Consider the following 14,156-nt stretch of genomic DNA (forward strand, 5'->3'; position numbering starts at 1 on the left):
TAGGATACATCGATAAGCGAAGCTTATCTGCATTTACTGCTGCGTGTACGGATCACATTCGGTCGGTTTCGGTCGGCGATTCCCCAAAAGACCTGGCCTGTCGCAACAAGAGTATCCGTACATGCAGAATAGTCCAGTTTGAATTTTCCTAATTTATTGGATGGGCGCAAGTACCAATGTCTTAACGATTTCTTCCTGATTTTTGTCCAAACCCAAAAAGATGGCAGTATAGTAAATATCGTTCTGCTTCCATAAGTAATAGGTTTGACTTCTGGTGTCCTTCTTGTTTGTTGTGCCGCGTCCATATTCATTGTAGACGTTATTGTTGTCCTCACCAACGGAAATGTCGATGCCGTTAATATCTAATTTGCGAATTACGGATAGTTTTGCAGCATTAACAATGGGAACCTTGCTCTGATAGAGGGCGAGTTCATCATTTATTTCATATATTTTAGAATTGTATTCTGCATGGTATATATTTTTAATTGAATCCGCGTCTGGCCTAAAATCGTAACCCGTGTTTTGATCTCCTGCCTGGAGCAGTAGCGAGTCAATAAGCTTAAGTTGGTTATTCGACAGGCTAATTGGGAACTTTACCTTAAAACCCAAAATTTTTTTTGCTTCCAGCAAATCCTTTTCGTCATATATAGGAAACGAATTTCCTTTTCCATCGTAGCTGACATTCTGGATTTGTTGGGGGAATGTAAAGGATAGCAACAATTTCTCCAGCTCGTCTTGCGAGATATTCGTCCAAAACTCAGGGTGACCTTCTCTGGAATGATTTTCGCTATAGTAATTCATTGCATACCAGACTCCCTCATCCTGCCAAACAAAGCTTTTTTCCCTTTCCGGTTGATGGTATTCATAATTTTGAATTTGGGTTACTAATGTGCCTTTGATGCCGGCATACGTAACCTCATCTTGTTTGTAGGAACGGACTTGTGCATTCCCCCAAGATGCCGGAGCATTACTTCTGACATCCCCCGCCACCGATCGACTGTATGTTTGGAGTAAATTTCCCTTGGAGACGAGCAACGTGAATTTTTTTTCATCCGATTTTCCAAAGTTTGATACAAAAGTAATAGTAACTTGATTATCGATACGATTGACATAATTCTTAAGAACCTCGACATTTTGAAGTTGATAACCAGGAGGTAGATAATCGGGTACTTTGAACCGAAAACCGGAAAAGTCGTTTGCCCTTGCCAGACTAGGAAACCATTTTACCCAATCATTAAGACGTTCTACCTTCCATGAAGAAAAAGTTCCCTTCATGGAACCTACGTTTGGATCTACAGCTGATTCAGTATTCTTACCGCTCTTTAATGTAATAGCGAGGATTACGCCACTTAAGACAAGAACCAGAATTATTGCGGCGGCAGATAGTCTATACGAACCTTTTCTGAATTTTGCGATCATCCGTGATTCTCCGTTTCATTTCATTATTGTTTTGAAAAAATGCGAAAGATTGATCGGGGAGGGAGAGCCTAGGGGAGAATAATGAAACCTTTTTCCATATACTTTGTTTACATCCGTAAATAATGCCTTAAATTTACTCTTGTACATAAAGCGTGTCAAGCGTAAACGTTTAGCCTCATAAATTAGAAGCATAGGCCAGCCCGATCAAGTACAAAGTCGGAATGGATGATAGTAACTCATTGTACGTGTCTGGCAAGCTGGATAGAGCGGTGCCGGGAATGTTAGAATTAAAAAAAAGGGCGAAAATTAGGAGGCAGAGCTGATGCGGGACAATCTGTTGCCACAGCTGGAAGCGTGGCATGAGGAAGATGAATTCGAAGAAATCGTAAATGCCATTATGGAGATTCCTGTGGAGGACAGGGATTATGTGCTGATCAGTCATTTGGGCAGAGCGCTGAACAATCTTGAGCGTTACGAAGAGGCGGTTGAACAGTTCCTATCCATTGAAGAGGAGGGGAAAGACGATCCACTGTGGAATTACCGCATAGGCTTTGCCTATTACTACCTGGATCAACATGAGGAGGCCTTGCGCGCATTTGAAGCTGCAGATCAGTTAGAACCTGGGGATGAGGATACTTTGGAGTTCCTGAATTTGACTCGGAGCAAAGCCCCTCAGAAAGCAGTGGAAGTGTCCAGTGCCGAGGTTGATACCGTTGTGGATTTCGATTTTACGGACTTTTGGGATGACAGCGAGCATGCGTTAGAACAATATGTTATAGATGATCCGCCCACTGATGAGCTAATCGTCTCCTTAGAAGAAGAATTGGTGTTCAGGCTGCCGACCTTCTATATTCATATGATGAAGCTGCATAACGGGGGAGTTCCTCGTAGCAGATGCTTCCCTATAGGTGAATCGGTCTCCGGGGCGAAAGAGCATATCAGAATTGCAGGCATTCTGGGAATCGGGCGGGAGAAGAGACACTCACTGTGCGGTGAATCAGGCAGCCGCTTCAGAATTGAGCATGGGGGATATCCTGAAATTGGTGTGGTCATTTGTGATTGCCCTTCGGAGTCCGAGGTGGTCATGCTGGATTACCGGGAATCCGGCAATGACGGCGAACCGGAGGTTGTCCATGTGGATAAGGAGAATAACTACAAGATTACTTGGCTTGCGCCCAATTTCGAAGCCTTTATTCGCGGGCTGGCAAAAGAATAAATGAGGAGTCTGATTCGTCAATCTAATTAATAATAGATCCAGGCCATCCTCCTTTTAACCGCGAAAGATTCTTACAGGATAAAATGCTCGGCTTGGATGCTGGTGCGGATTCCAGTCGGATGGCCGAGAGCACATAAGTAGGGAATCTTCTCGTGTGTCATCGGATGGATAGTGCCTGGCTGGCGAGTATCGACATTGCTCAGAATAAGGCTTGGGCTGCGGTTACTGTGAAAATGCCAACTTCAAACTTGACCAAAATGGCTGTGCCGAATGGGGAGCTGCTCGGGATCAACACAACAATCACGGACGTGTGGTTATCAACGGAAGATCGTCCAGTTTTTCGTAAACCAACAATCCTTTCTCTTTCGCAACCCTTACCATTTCATCGGCACCCTGAGATGGTCCTCCGACTCGAAGCACGGCGTTACAGTAATCAAGCAGGCGAATGGAAGATGGATGAAAAATTCGGTTGAAAATCTCGTCTCCCGGACTAGTGGAACCGGCTGTCGCGATAAGGGGCAAAGCATACCACTCCCCCAGCACCGGCATGTGCCCAGCCTCGTAAACTTGAAGAGCGATTTCATTCATGTAGCTGACATTTTCCTCAATTAATACAGGATCATCATTCGTTCCAGAGCGATACGGGCCTGCGATAAGGATATGCAGCGGTTTCGATTTCACTTTCAAGAGACCTTGGATCTGAGCGTATTGGAGCAACATGATCGTCTTGGCATCACGAATTTCGCCGCTTTGGACCATGTCGAGCGCCTGAGCAAACGGAAGTTCCACCACTTCAATGTTTTCCTGTTCTTCCTCAAGCCCTCCACCCCGACCCGTTGTCATATCTTCATTATACTCCGCTACAAAGAAGTGCAGGATTTCGGTAACCGATCCCGGTGACATATAGGCCTCGCCTATTTTCTGTACACGGTCGATACAGTACCCTGTCTCCTCCTCCGTCTCCCGCAGAATACTTTCCTCCGGTGTTTCTTTATCGAGCAGTCCTGCACAGGTTTCGATAAGCATTCCAGTCTCATTGCCGTTCCGATAAGTAGGCATTCGGAACTGTCTGGTTAGTACAATGGTTTGTTTGTGCCGATTATAGAGCAGGATCGTTGCGCCGTTGCCACGGTCGTACACTTCACGGGATTGTGTTTCCCATTGTCCATTTTCTTTTTCGTACTCGAATGTGACTTTCTTTAAGATGTACCAGTTATCCGATAGAAGCTCCTCTTTTACGATCCGTACTTTTGGGTGGTGCTGTTGTGCCTTCATCTCATTTCCTCCCTAGAAAGATCCCGTTCTCTTTAGTCATTTTGAGGGTCCCGTTCTGCTGCAGAAGTCGATTGACGTGGTCTCGAAACTTATCAATAGCCGCTCCGACAAGTCGCTCTCTTGCGTTCATCGGAGTCGAAATCATATATTCGATCAGGGGTTCCGCTTCGTCGACCAACAGACGGTCGTCATAACGAAGCAACCGAAGATCGGAGAAGCAAGAAGACAGCAACTCCCCTCCGTTACCTAGATGGAACCGTTTAATAGCTTGATCCAACACATGAAGATCGGGGTCGAACGAAACTGCCAAGTGCTCAACCTCTTGTAGGTGTTGAATGCTCATCGTAGAGGTGCACACTATACCTCCTCGCTTGAGGACACGGTGCATCTCGCGGATCGCTCCAGGGATGTCCGGCACGTGATACAGCATGTTGTTAGCGATAACCATATCGAATTGTTCATCATGAAATGGGATCTGTTGCGCGTCAACAGATAAAAACTTAAACTGCGAATTGTTGCTTCCTAAGCGGCAACGTGCTTCTTCCACCATCCCGCTTGACACATCGGTAAGCGTGATGCGCCAACTGCTTGGAATTCGTTCTGCGTTTCTTATCCAAAAGGTTCCGTCGCCGCAGCCCAACTCTAGAATGTGGGCTCCCGGATGAACCTCCAGTTGTTCAAAAACCCAACTATGCCAGCCTTGTGGATTCGTGCTAAACTTGTCATAAAGATGTATCCGCGTTTGCAGGCGGTTCGCCGTCCGATACTGCTCGCCCCAATTTTGCTCACTCTGCACGGTTTGAATAACATCCGCCAAGTGGTTCCAATCAGACCCATTGACCGACATTTCCATAGCATCTCGTATTGCATGGACGACGTGCTCCGTATGAGCGATTTTCCTCTGTAGAACATCGAGCTGTGCTTGCAACGAATGTCTGATCTCCCCTATGGATAGCGACTCTGCATCTAAGATGTCCTTTATTTCTTGAAGTGATAGCCCTAAGTACTTCAACGTCTGAATTTGCTGCAATCTTTCCAGGTCTTTCATTTTGTATGATCTTATAGATCCAGTGTGATGCTTTTCTGGAATTAGAAGCCCAATCTGATCGTAATATCGCAATGTCCTGACCGTTATCCCTGTACGCTTGGCAAGCTCCCCTGTCGTCAGATTGTTCTCTTTGTGCATCCTTTACTCACATCCAATCGAATGCTCTAACATGTGGTTCTCAGTAAGTATAGCAGGTGACGTAACGTCACCTTCAAGCAAAAAATTATGCCACAAAGGCGCTATTATTCCATCAACACTGAGTTGCTTTGTTGAAATAGGCTTTGCTAATGGAAGCTCCAGATATAACAAATAGAAAAATACTCAGACTACAAGATCAAGTATTGTGGTCTGAGTATTTTTTGTTTATAAATTGTACTGGTCGAGCTGAAGGATTAACGCTATAATACTCTCTACATAAGAAGATTAAATATTTACTTATAAATTTCATTGGTAATGGAAATTACTGATAAACAGTAATAGTTCTTGTCCCCTCTCATAGCCTCGATATCATCCTTCAATTATCGCGAATAGAAGCCCTAAATATATCTACTGTTAGACTCCAAAATTTTTGACCAATTCATTTTAACTTGGTAAAATTAAAATTAAATTGCTAACAATTTATTTAACAAAATAGATATTGCTTTACATGTCTTATTTTTACCCGGACATTATATTTTATGGAATAGAAACAGGTGAAACTTGTATGGATAACAACACGAAAAATGAGCCTTTAGATAATTGGTTATCTCTTACCAGCCTACAGACAAGTATCAATAATGAATTAGAAAGTGCTTTGCAGGAGAAGTACAGTTTATCCTTAAAGGAGTTCTATGTTCTATATTTCCTGTCTCAAACAAGCGATAAAGAATTGAGATTGCAGCAATTACAAGAAATGGTCGGCTTGAGCCAAAGTGCCATATCAAGGCTGGTAGGTAGGATGGAGGCTAAAAGCTGTGGTGCTTTGCAACGGCATGTATGTGAAGATGATCGCAGAGGAATTTATACCCGTTTGACTGAGCTCGGTGAGGACAAATTACAAAGAGCTCTGGTCACTTTTAATGAAATTTTCCAGTCCGCTCTTTTAAAGGACGATCTCCAGCATGAGTTACAATCCTTAATCAAAAAGCTATAGGACGCAATTACTTATCGTGCAAGTATAATGTTATTTCTGCCCAGAAGAGATACCCTTCTGGGCTATTTTGTATTAAGTAATAGGATAAACGAGAATCATCTAACATGCCTATAAGTTGACATAAGGAAAATAACTATGCTAATATAAATGCGTGCGCATGCATTTATATATAAAAAGGAGTTTTTTCGATGAAGGATTTATTTAACCCTTACAAGTTAAAAGGACTGGAGTTAAAAAACCGTGTTATCATGCCTCCCATGTGTCAGTATTCAGTTGATAAAAAAGATGGAATAGCTACCGATTGGCACTATCTGCATTATGTAAGCCGAGCTGTCGGTGGTGCAGGATTGATTATAATTGAAATGACCGACGTAGAACCGGATGGACGTATTTCAGACTTTGACTTGGGATTGTGGTCTGATGAGCAGATCCCTGCTTTGAAGAAAATTGTTGATGCCTGCCACAGTTATGGTGCAAAAGTGGGGATTCAAATAGCCCATGCCGGACGCAAAGCAGAGGATGCAGAAGTACCTGTTGCTCCTTCCGCTATTCCGTTTGATGAGAATTCCAAAATGCCTAGAGCCCTTTCGACCAACGAAGTTAAAGAAATGGTTGAGAAGTTCCGCAGTGCAGTACAGCGTGCTGTAAAAGCAGGAGTAGATACAGTTGAAATTCATGGGGCTCATGGCTACTTGATACATCAATTTCACTCTCCTCTCACGAATAAAAGAGAGGATGAGTATGGAAAAGATTTGACTAAGTTTGGCCAGGAAATTATTCAGGCTGCCAAAGCCGAGATACCGGAAGACATGCCATTGATTATGCGTATATCTGCTAAAGAATATGTAGAAGGTGGATACGGAATTAAGGAAAGCATCGCTTTTGCCAGAGAATATCAACAAGCAGGAGTGGATATTTTTGATATCTCTTCAGGTGGTGAGGGTCCTATTGCTGCTTGGGGAAGACCTGGTACTCATGCTGCTTATCAAGTCCCGTTAGCCCAAGAAATCAAACAGGCGCTTGATATTCCGGTCATTGCCGTTGGAAGGTTGGATGATCCTATACTGGCCAATGCTGTTATTGGAAATGAGGCTGCCGATCTCGTAGCTGTAGGGAGAGGAATGCTAAGAAATCCTTACTGGGCTCTGGAAGCTGCAGCTAAGCTAAAAAAAGAAACGACAACTCCAAAACAATACACTACAGGTTTTTAATCGACAGCTTCAATGAACGTTAAGCTTCTACTAAGCATAAAAAATTTTCCTAACCACCGATGAGCCTGATCGTAGGTTTTGGTAAAAGTGTACTGATGACTGAAAAGAGCGGCCAAGCTGCTCTTTTTTATTATGCATCAGGCAGGTTCTGAAAAGGTCAAAGCGGGCAGAATAGTTTATATGAGTCGGCGTATAAATACGGCGTCCAATCCGGATTTGCAACCGGAATAAAAATCTTTGACCCCGCACATGCTATGGGAAATGATATCAAGGGAGTGCATCCTGATGACAAGAAGAAAGAGGAGATATGTAGTTCCAGGGGTTGAAAACGAAATGAAGGCTTTCAAAGCAACTGTAATGAAGGGTGAAGGTTATGTCGTTGATCCGAATCAACCTGACGATGTGAAATACGAAGTGGCTAAGGAGCTCGGAGTCCCCCTCCAGCCAGGCTACAATGGCGATCTAAATACCGAATCAGCCGGTCATATTGGCGGCAAAATTGGCGGTGCCATGGTTCGGGAAATGGTTCGTCTGGCTCAAGAGCAACTCACAAACAGGGAGCAATCATAGAACACTCTGATTTTACCACTCAATTCGGAACTGTAAAATGTTTTCACCATCGTACCGCAAGATTGCTCAAGATAACCCATCTGATCGACAAGTAAGCGAATCACTTAACAGCCATTGCCGACGTTCCATGTCGTTGATGGTTGTTTTTACTCACATGTGGCTCCAGTAGCTTGTCTATGGACTCCTGATTTTGGATCAGGATAAGATAGCTGTCTTCCTCCATTCGAAAGGAAGGATGCTGTATGAATATTTTGGACAGCTCGGCTACATGAGCCGGGTCGTCAGGGAGATACTTTACATATTATCTACGAGGTCTTGGGCTTGTTTTTCAGAGATCTGGAGCAGTTCGCGATTCCTCCCTATACATATTGATATAATGGTGTACGCTTGTGAAAGAGTTTTCAGTGTATTGTGCATCTGAACAACATAATAAGGCTTGTTGCCCTACATGTCAGCCTATTTTATCATAGGAATGAAACCGTTTGCTTATATAGCTAGGGAATATTATAGACTATACCAAAAAGAAGGCTGCTCTTAGGAGTACCTGCTTTTTGAGTCTATCGTGTTTATTGCTAGCCAAGCTGCTCTAATGACGGACCTCGCGAAAGCTGTAGGTAATGTCGTGCAGCTCTTTCTTTAAACGACTATATTTAGATGCGGGCGTATATCCGAGCACCTGGTGATAACTCTTTTCGGTCTCAATAATGGCTGCATGGATGACATAATGGTTCACATCTTTCTGTCCTTTAATCGTAAATTCAATGGCAGGATATCCATGAATCGTTGTGTTAGATGAAGGTCCTACAGTAGAAAGGTTAAACTCTTTGGTTAGGTTGTTTTGAATTTTCTTTGCGTAGTGCTGGAGAGTTACATTACCCAATTCCTTCTTCGAATTGGACAGTACCGCAACGGACTTTTGAATGTATGGATTGAATATCGCAATATCCGTCATTTTTTCACTGTCCGGGTCTGTTGACCAGTCCAGCGGGGCTGAGATTTGAAACTGCCCATCTTTACTTACGTAGGTCTGCTCTGCCCTGCTCACTGGAGCTTCGGGAGGTTGATAATGATGTAACCATATATAAATAGCATTAACACCCGAGCCTCCCAAGATCACCATTGCGATAAAAAATATTAACAGCGAACATTTCATTTTCTTTTTGCTAATCGCCTCTAAATCACGTACCTTCACAACATATGTACCTGCGGCTAAATCACCAATTCGTTGTCCTGATGCAGTTACTAACACGCTGATAACAGCAGGTAACGAGCCCATTAGAAAAGGGTTGGTTTCAATCAATCTAAGCAAAGTGCGAATTAGCGATTTAATAAAACCAGGAGGCCTTTCTTCCCCGTTAACGACCTTGATACGAAAAACGAACTTACCCAGCGTATAGCCTGTATAACCTTCCAAAAGCAAATAATAGCAGAAAAACGCTATAAGCAGGATACAACGGGTTGCAATCGCCAAAGGCAAAAACCATCTATCCGTTATTTGAATGACAGAGATAAACAAGCAAATATAACCGATCACAAAGAATATGAAATCAAATACCGTTGCTCCCCACCGCCTAAACAAAATAGACGAACCGTAGGTTTTTGATATTTCTGCCATCCTGTTTGTTTCCCCATAATTTTGACCATGGCGAATGTACATCTGTCTTGATGCTTTCTGCGGATTCTGTAACATGTGCTGGTTTTCCAAAAAATACACCTCTTTTTAATATTCAATCATGTAAAACACGCCCCTTATATTAACGGTCATTTTACAATCCATGTTTAGGAAAACATTCTATAAACAAAGAAAAAGTTTATAAATAACTGTTCATGAGTGATTCCTCTTTCCATCATTTGAATTTGGCGGCCACCATGCTTAAAATCTACTACTTGGAGTATACCTAAAGTCAACTAAAACCGATAAATATAGACTGAGGTGCCCTGAACATCCTTTATTTTGGAAGATGGGAGAATGGAATGAACAAAAGGCAAACAGAGATTTTTCGCAAATTATTGACAGAATCAAACCGATTGTGGCTAGTGCAGGATCTGGCCGATCAAACGGACTGCTCTGAAAAGACGATTCGCAACGATCTGAAGGTAATTGAAGAATATATAGCAAAACATTCACCGGACGGCTCATTTTGGAAGGTGATTCAGAATATCGGCTCGGCTTCGTTTACCTTTATGGTACCGATTCTCGCCGGATTTATCGCGATGAGCATTGCGGATAGACCGGGGCTTGCACCAGGTATGATTGGCGGATTTATTGCTGCGAACGGCAGCTTTTATGGAAGTGAGGCGGGAGCCGGATTTATCGGCGGAATTATCGCCGGTTTCCTGGCAGGTTATGTTGCACTTGGGATTCGGAAGATTAAGGTTGGCCGAGCGTTACAGCCGATTATGCCTATTATTATTATTCCGGTATTGTCATCCTTGATTGTAGGATTAATCTTTGTTTTTGTGATCGGTTCTCCAGTCGCACAATTGTTTGAGGCTTTAACAGGCTGGCTCGCAGGTATGCAAGGTACAAGTTCGATTCTGCTGGCGCTAATTTTAGGGGCAATGATCTCCTTTGATATGAGCGGACCAGTCAATAAAGTCGCATTCTTATTTGGCTCGGCTATGATCGGGGAAGGGAATTACGGAATTATGGGTCCAATCGCCGTTGCAATTTGTATCCCGCCGATTTCGATGGGACTTGCAACGATGATCAACAAACGTAAATTTGCACCGGCTGAACGCGAGGCCGGGAAAGCAACCTTCACGATGGGTCTCTTCGGTATTACCGAAGGTGCGATTCCGTTCGCGGCCCAAGATCCACTGCGTGTAATTCCTAGTATCATGGTTGGATCAATGGTCGGTTCAGTCATCGCCATGATGGGAAATGTGGGAGATAAGGTAGCTCATGGTGGTCCGATTTTAGCCGTGCTTGGTGCGGTTGACAATGTGGTTATGTTCTTCGTCGCCGTTATTGTCGGCGCGGCCGTATCGGTTGTCATGGTGAGTCTACTGAAAAAAGATATTACAACTGTAGAGCCGACTGCTTCTGGAGATGAAATGGCTGGAAATTCTGCTGCAGAGCTATTGGCTTCAACGGCCATTATCAATAACGGGTTAGCTGCTTCTGAACAAGCTGTCCACATTGAGAAGTTGACGGATATTGTAACGATGGATCTGATTAACCTCAATCTGGAAGGAATAACGCAGGATGCTGTGGTTGATGAAATGATCGGGGCGCTTGAGAGAACCGGGGCTGTAAGCTCTGCCAATGACTTTAAACAGGCCATATTGGACCGAGAGAAAGAAAGCTCCACAGGTATCGGAATGAACATTGCCATCCCACATGGCAAATCGGAAGCTGTTTTGAAGCCAAGTGTGGTTTTCGGTATCAAGCGGAGCGGCGTTGACTGGAAAAGCTTGGACGGAAGTGAGGCGAAGCTGATCTTCATGATTGCTGTGCCACGCAATAGTAAGGAAAACGCGCATCTGAAGGTGCTGCAAATGTTGTCCCGTAAGCTGATGGACGATCATTTCAGAGAAGCCCTTCTGGCGGTTACAACCAAGGAAGAAGCATATCAATTGCTGGATCAGGTGCATTAATGGATGTAGCTAAGAACTTGAATCAAAAAAAAGAGGCTCCCTAAGTTACAGTTGGGAGCCTCTTTTTTGTCCAGATGGGGGAGTATAGATGCACATTACTATTTTATTAGAGGAAGTGGCATATACATTCCGTATTGTTCAAGGGTGTCTTTTACAAGACCTGCTTTTTGGATAAAACGTTCAAGAGAGTCATTATAAAAGGATATGTAGCAATCTTGGCGAAAGTCCTCTACCGTGAGTCAGCGGCGTTCACCGCGCGAAATGAGCATGATGCCAAGAAAGACAAACCCTGCACCTGCCAGATGAGTAAATAAAAAAGGTTCCCGGAGGATGATGTAGGACAACAGCAACGTACTAACCGGAATACACCCCGTATATACCGCTGCCGTACTGGCGGGTACCCTTGACACGCCCCGGAACCATAATATGTAGGCTAATGCTGTAACAAAGATACCGTAATATAAGACGAGTCCAATCTCCCCTGCACCAACATGATTGAAGTTGAACCGCCGTGCCTCCCCAAAGGAACAAGCCAGAAACATGAGAAAGGAAAAGAGCGTTATATACATCGTTCCAAGCAGGGAAGAGACATGGCTGGATAGCATCTTGCGTAATACCGTCAGCGCCGCTTCCCCGAACACGGCAGACAAAACAAGCAGCATGCCAATAAATGAGGTTGCATGGGGAGTATTCAACCAGAGCGCCGATATGTGGGGTAATTGCAGGGCCAAAACGCCGAGCAGTGAACAGGCGATCCCGAGTCCGTGGCGCAGCGTAATCTTCTCTCTCAGCAGCACATACGAAAGAAGTGCAACGATAGCTGGGGTCAAGCTTGTCAGAATTCCGCTTTCGGAAGCAGAGGCATAGGCCAGCCCGTATAGCATCAGCACACGGAAGAGAAACATGCCGATCAGGGCCTGAATGAACAGGATTAAGGCATCCCGCTTGCTGATCCTTAGAGAATTTTTGTGCCTGACTAACACAATAGGTACCAGGAACAGAAGGGCAACGGCCAGACTGGCTGATTGCGATAAAAAAACAGGCAGCCGCATTACAACCAGTTTACCGGCCACCACAGAGCTGCCGACAATGACGGTTGCGATCACTAATTCCATGTAAGTCAAAATGGTTGCTTTGTTCATTCCAGTTCACCTCTTGTACAGATATTGATATATACTGTAACAATAGAAATGGGGTCCTTGTAGATCCAGTTGAAGGGATTTTTAACAGTACCGCTTGAGGAGGACAGCGTATGTGGCTATCTATAGATAAAAGTGCGTCAGTTCCGATGCTCCGTCAGGTGTATCAGGCCATCCGGGACCGTATTTTAGTTGGAGAACTGCATGCAGGATATAAACTCCCTTCAACCCGGTTGCTGGCTTCACAATTAAACGTATCCCGGAATGTTATTCTCGAAGCATATGAAATGCTGCTGGCAGAAGGTTTAGCCTCTGCATACCCGGGTTCAGGCACCTATGTAGCCGAAGGAGCCGCTCTTCCAGGCTATGTATCCACACCGCCTATCGCCGTGTCTTCGTCTGCATCGAGTATTCAGTATCCAGATGAAGTGCCAGTGATCTCCTTCCGGACGGGGCTTCCTGCGTTAGAATTGTTCCCGCGCAAATCATGGGCTGACTTGCTTCAAAGCGTATGCAAAGAAGCTCCCGATCTCGCACTGGGTTATGGCGACCCTGCTGGAGAACCCGAGCTGCGAAGGGAGCTGGCTAACTATCTGGCTCACACCAGAGGAGTAAAAGCCAGGCCGGAGCATATTGTGGTTACTAGTGGAGCAGTACAAGCCATTCAGCTTGTCACCCGTCTGCTGCTGTCAGCGGGGGATGAAGTCTTGGTAGAGGAACCGACCAATGAAGACTTAAAAAGCATTCTGTCGGCTACAGGAGCAACACTGCGGAGTATGCCTGTGGATGATTCTGGCGTTATAACAGCGTATCTGCCGCAAAAAAATAACCCTAAGCTGGCATATCTGACGCCCTCGCACCAGTTCCCGCTGGGGGGCATCCTGCCGATCCAAAGGCGGATCGAGCTCATCCAGTATGCCGCCCGGACAGGTTGCCTGCTGCTCGAGGATGATTATGACAGTGAGTTCCGGTATGATGGAGCACCCGTCCACTCTTTGCAGAGTCTGGACCCGGAACGGGTGCTATACGTCGGTACGTTTAGCAAAACTTTATTTCCGGCCCTGCGGATCGGCTACATCGTCCTTCCTCCGTCACATGTTGCTGATTTTATCCGGTTAAAGCAACTGGCAGATTACCAGACGGCGAGCCTGGAGCAAATAGTGCTGAGTCGGTATATCGGGAAGCGACTCCTTCATCAACATGTACATAAAATGAAAAAAGTGTACGCCAAGCGGCGTCAAGTCCTGCTTGATAGTCTGGAGCAGCATTTTACCGGGCAATTCCGGGTATGTGGTCGGCCAGCTGGTTTACATTTGGTAGCAGAGTTCCAATTTCCGCTCCCAGAGAATCTGCCTGAATGTTTCTGTAGCGAAAATGTTTTTGCAGTACAGCTGGAAGGGAACCGACTGCTAATGGGCTATGGGCATCTAAATGAAAGCGAAATTCGTGAAGGGATCAGCCGAATCAGGAATGCCCTGCAACGGCATATATGAACGGATATGAAAAGCAGTTAGTTTTTCTAATGGACAAAGGCTCCTTCAAGTAC

10 protein-coding genes and 3 pseudogenes are annotated in these 14,156 nt (G+C 44.7%); 7 read left to right on the forward strand and 6 right to left on the reverse strand.

Annotated features, from left to right (window positions below):
• Nucleotides 1-153 precede the first annotated feature (153 nt).
• Entirely contained in the window at nt 154-1,419 is a 1,266-nt protein-coding gene (locus L693_RS0105885) for a hypothetical protein (RefSeq protein WP_025716471.1), read from the reverse strand.
• 322 nt (nt 1,420-1,741) lie between these two features.
• On the opposite strand from L693_RS0105885, the gene L693_RS0105890 reads away from it, so the two are divergent.
• Nucleotides 1,742-2,635: an SMI1/KNR4 family protein gene (locus L693_RS0105890; protein WP_025716472.1), complete on the forward strand. Its 894-nt coding sequence runs from the start codon at nt 1,742-1,744 to the stop codon at nt 2,633-2,635.
• A gap of 164 nt (nt 2,636-2,799) precedes the next feature.
• Nucleotides 2,800-2,871: pseudogene (locus tag L693_RS32060) on the forward strand (heme-binding protein); the annotation flags it as partial.
• 64 nt (nt 2,872-2,935) lie between these two features.
• Here L693_RS32060 and nudK read toward each other — a convergent pair.
• On the reverse strand, nt 2,936-3,910 hold the full coding sequence (gene nudK, locus L693_RS0105895) for a GDP-mannose pyrophosphatase NudK (protein ID WP_025716473.1): 975 nt from the start codon (nt 3,908-3,910) through the stop codon (nt 2,936-2,938).
• 1 nt (nt 3,911) lies between these two features.
• Nucleotides 3,912-5,096 (reverse strand): MerR family transcriptional regulator, encoded by a 1,185-nt coding sequence (locus tag L693_RS0105900; protein ID WP_025716474.1) that lies wholly within the window; start codon nt 5,094-5,096, stop codon nt 3,912-3,914.
• Nucleotides 5,097-5,661: 565 nt separating this feature from the next.
• On the opposite strand from L693_RS0105900, the gene L693_RS0105905 reads away from it, so the two are divergent.
• The 3 genes from L693_RS0105905 to L693_RS0105915 all read left to right on the forward strand — a co-directional run bounded on the left by L693_RS0105905 (nt 5,662) and on the right by L693_RS0105915 (nt 7,871).
• Nucleotides 5,662-6,090, forward strand: a complete 429-nt coding sequence (locus L693_RS0105905; RefSeq protein WP_025716475.1) for a MarR family winged helix-turn-helix transcriptional regulator — start codon at nt 5,662-5,664, stop codon at nt 6,088-6,090.
• A gap of 188 nt (nt 6,091-6,278) precedes the next feature.
• Complete coding sequence (locus L693_RS0105910; RefSeq protein WP_025716476.1) at nt 6,279-7,301, forward strand: NADH:flavin oxidoreductase/NADH oxidase; 1,023 nt, start codon at nt 6,279-6,281, stop codon at nt 7,299-7,301.
• A gap of 285 nt (nt 7,302-7,586) precedes the next feature.
• Nucleotides 7,587-7,871: an alpha/beta-type small acid-soluble spore protein gene (locus tag L693_RS0105915; RefSeq protein ID WP_025716477.1), complete on the forward strand. Its 285-nt coding sequence runs from the start codon at nt 7,587-7,589 to the stop codon at nt 7,869-7,871.
• 151 nt (nt 7,872-8,022) lie between these two features.
• Here the strand turns inward: L693_RS0105915 and L693_RS32315 are convergent.
• Together L693_RS32315 and L693_RS0105920 are read right to left on the reverse strand one after the other, a co-directional pair.
• Nucleotides 8,023-8,172 (reverse strand): annotated as a pseudogene (locus L693_RS32315) (sugar diacid utilization regulator); the annotation flags it as partial.
• Nucleotides 8,173-8,457: 285 nt separating this feature from the next.
• Nucleotides 8,458-9,486 (reverse strand): RDD family protein, encoded by a 1,029-nt coding sequence (locus L693_RS0105920; protein ID WP_231503544.1) that lies wholly within the window; start codon nt 9,484-9,486, stop codon nt 8,458-8,460.
• 512 nt (nt 9,487-9,998) lie between these two features.
• Between L693_RS0105920 and L693_RS0105925 the strand changes: the two are divergent.
• Nucleotides 9,999-11,471 (forward strand): annotated as a pseudogene (locus L693_RS0105925) (fructose-specific PTS transporter subunit EIIC); the annotation flags it as partial.
• Between the two features lie 239 nt (nt 11,472-11,710).
• Here the strand turns inward: L693_RS0105925 and L693_RS0105930 are convergent.
• Nucleotides 11,711-12,613: a DMT family transporter gene (locus L693_RS0105930; protein ID WP_025716480.1), complete on the reverse strand. Its 903-nt coding sequence runs from the start codon at nt 12,611-12,613 to the stop codon at nt 11,711-11,713.
• A 110-nt stretch (nt 12,614-12,723) separates the two neighbouring features.
• On the opposite strand from L693_RS0105930, the gene pdxR reads away from it, so the two are divergent.
• Nucleotides 12,724-14,103 carry a MocR-like pyridoxine biosynthesis transcription factor PdxR gene (gene pdxR, locus L693_RS0105935; protein ID WP_025716481.1) on the forward strand — a complete coding sequence of 460 codons (1,380 nt, stop codon included), beginning with the start codon at nt 12,724-12,726 and terminating at the stop codon, nt 14,101-14,103.
• The last annotated feature ends 53 nt before the right edge of the window (nt 14,104-14,156 follow it).

The sequence above is a fragment of the Paenibacillus sp. 1-18 genome (assembly GCF_000520755.1).
In the GTDB taxonomy this organism is placed as follows: domain Bacteria; phylum Bacillota; class Bacilli; order Paenibacillales; family Paenibacillaceae; genus Paenibacillus; species Paenibacillus brasilensis.

Bases quoted from the DNA above. Each gene is read 5' to 3' on its own strand.
- L693_RS0105900 (WP_025716474.1), bottom strand. From the start codon at position 5,096: ATGCACAAAGAGAACAATCTGACGACAGGGGAGCTTGCCAAGCGTACA.
- L693_RS0105915 (WP_025716477.1), top strand. From the start codon at position 7,587: ATGACAAGAAGAAAGAGGAGATATGTAGTTCCAGGGGTTGAAAACGAA.
- L693_RS0105885 (WP_025716471.1), bottom strand. From the start codon at position 1,419: ATGATCGCAAAATTCAGAAAAGGTTCGTATAGACTATCTGCCGCCGCA.
- L693_RS0105930 (WP_025716480.1), bottom strand. From the start codon at position 12,613: ATGAACAAAGCAACCATTTTGACTTACATGGAATTAGTGATCGCAACC.
- L693_RS0105890 (WP_025716472.1), top strand. From the start codon at position 1,742: ATGCGGGACAATCTGTTGCCACAGCTGGAAGCGTGGCATGAGGAAGAT.
- L693_RS0105920 (WP_231503544.1), bottom strand. From the start codon at position 9,486: ATGGCAGAAATATCAAAAACCTACGGTTCGTCTATTTTGTTTAGGCGG.
- L693_RS0105905 (WP_025716475.1), top strand. From the start codon at position 5,662: ATGGATAACAACACGAAAAATGAGCCTTTAGATAATTGGTTATCTCTT.
- pdxR (WP_025716481.1), top strand. From the start codon at position 12,724: ATGTGGCTATCTATAGATAAAAGTGCGTCAGTTCCGATGCTCCGTCAG.
- nudK (WP_025716473.1), bottom strand. From the start codon at position 3,910: ATGAAGGCACAACAGCACCACCCAAAAGTACGGATCGTAAAAGAGGAG.
- L693_RS0105910 (WP_025716476.1), top strand. From the start codon at position 6,279: ATGAAGGATTTATTTAACCCTTACAAGTTAAAAGGACTGGAGTTAAAA.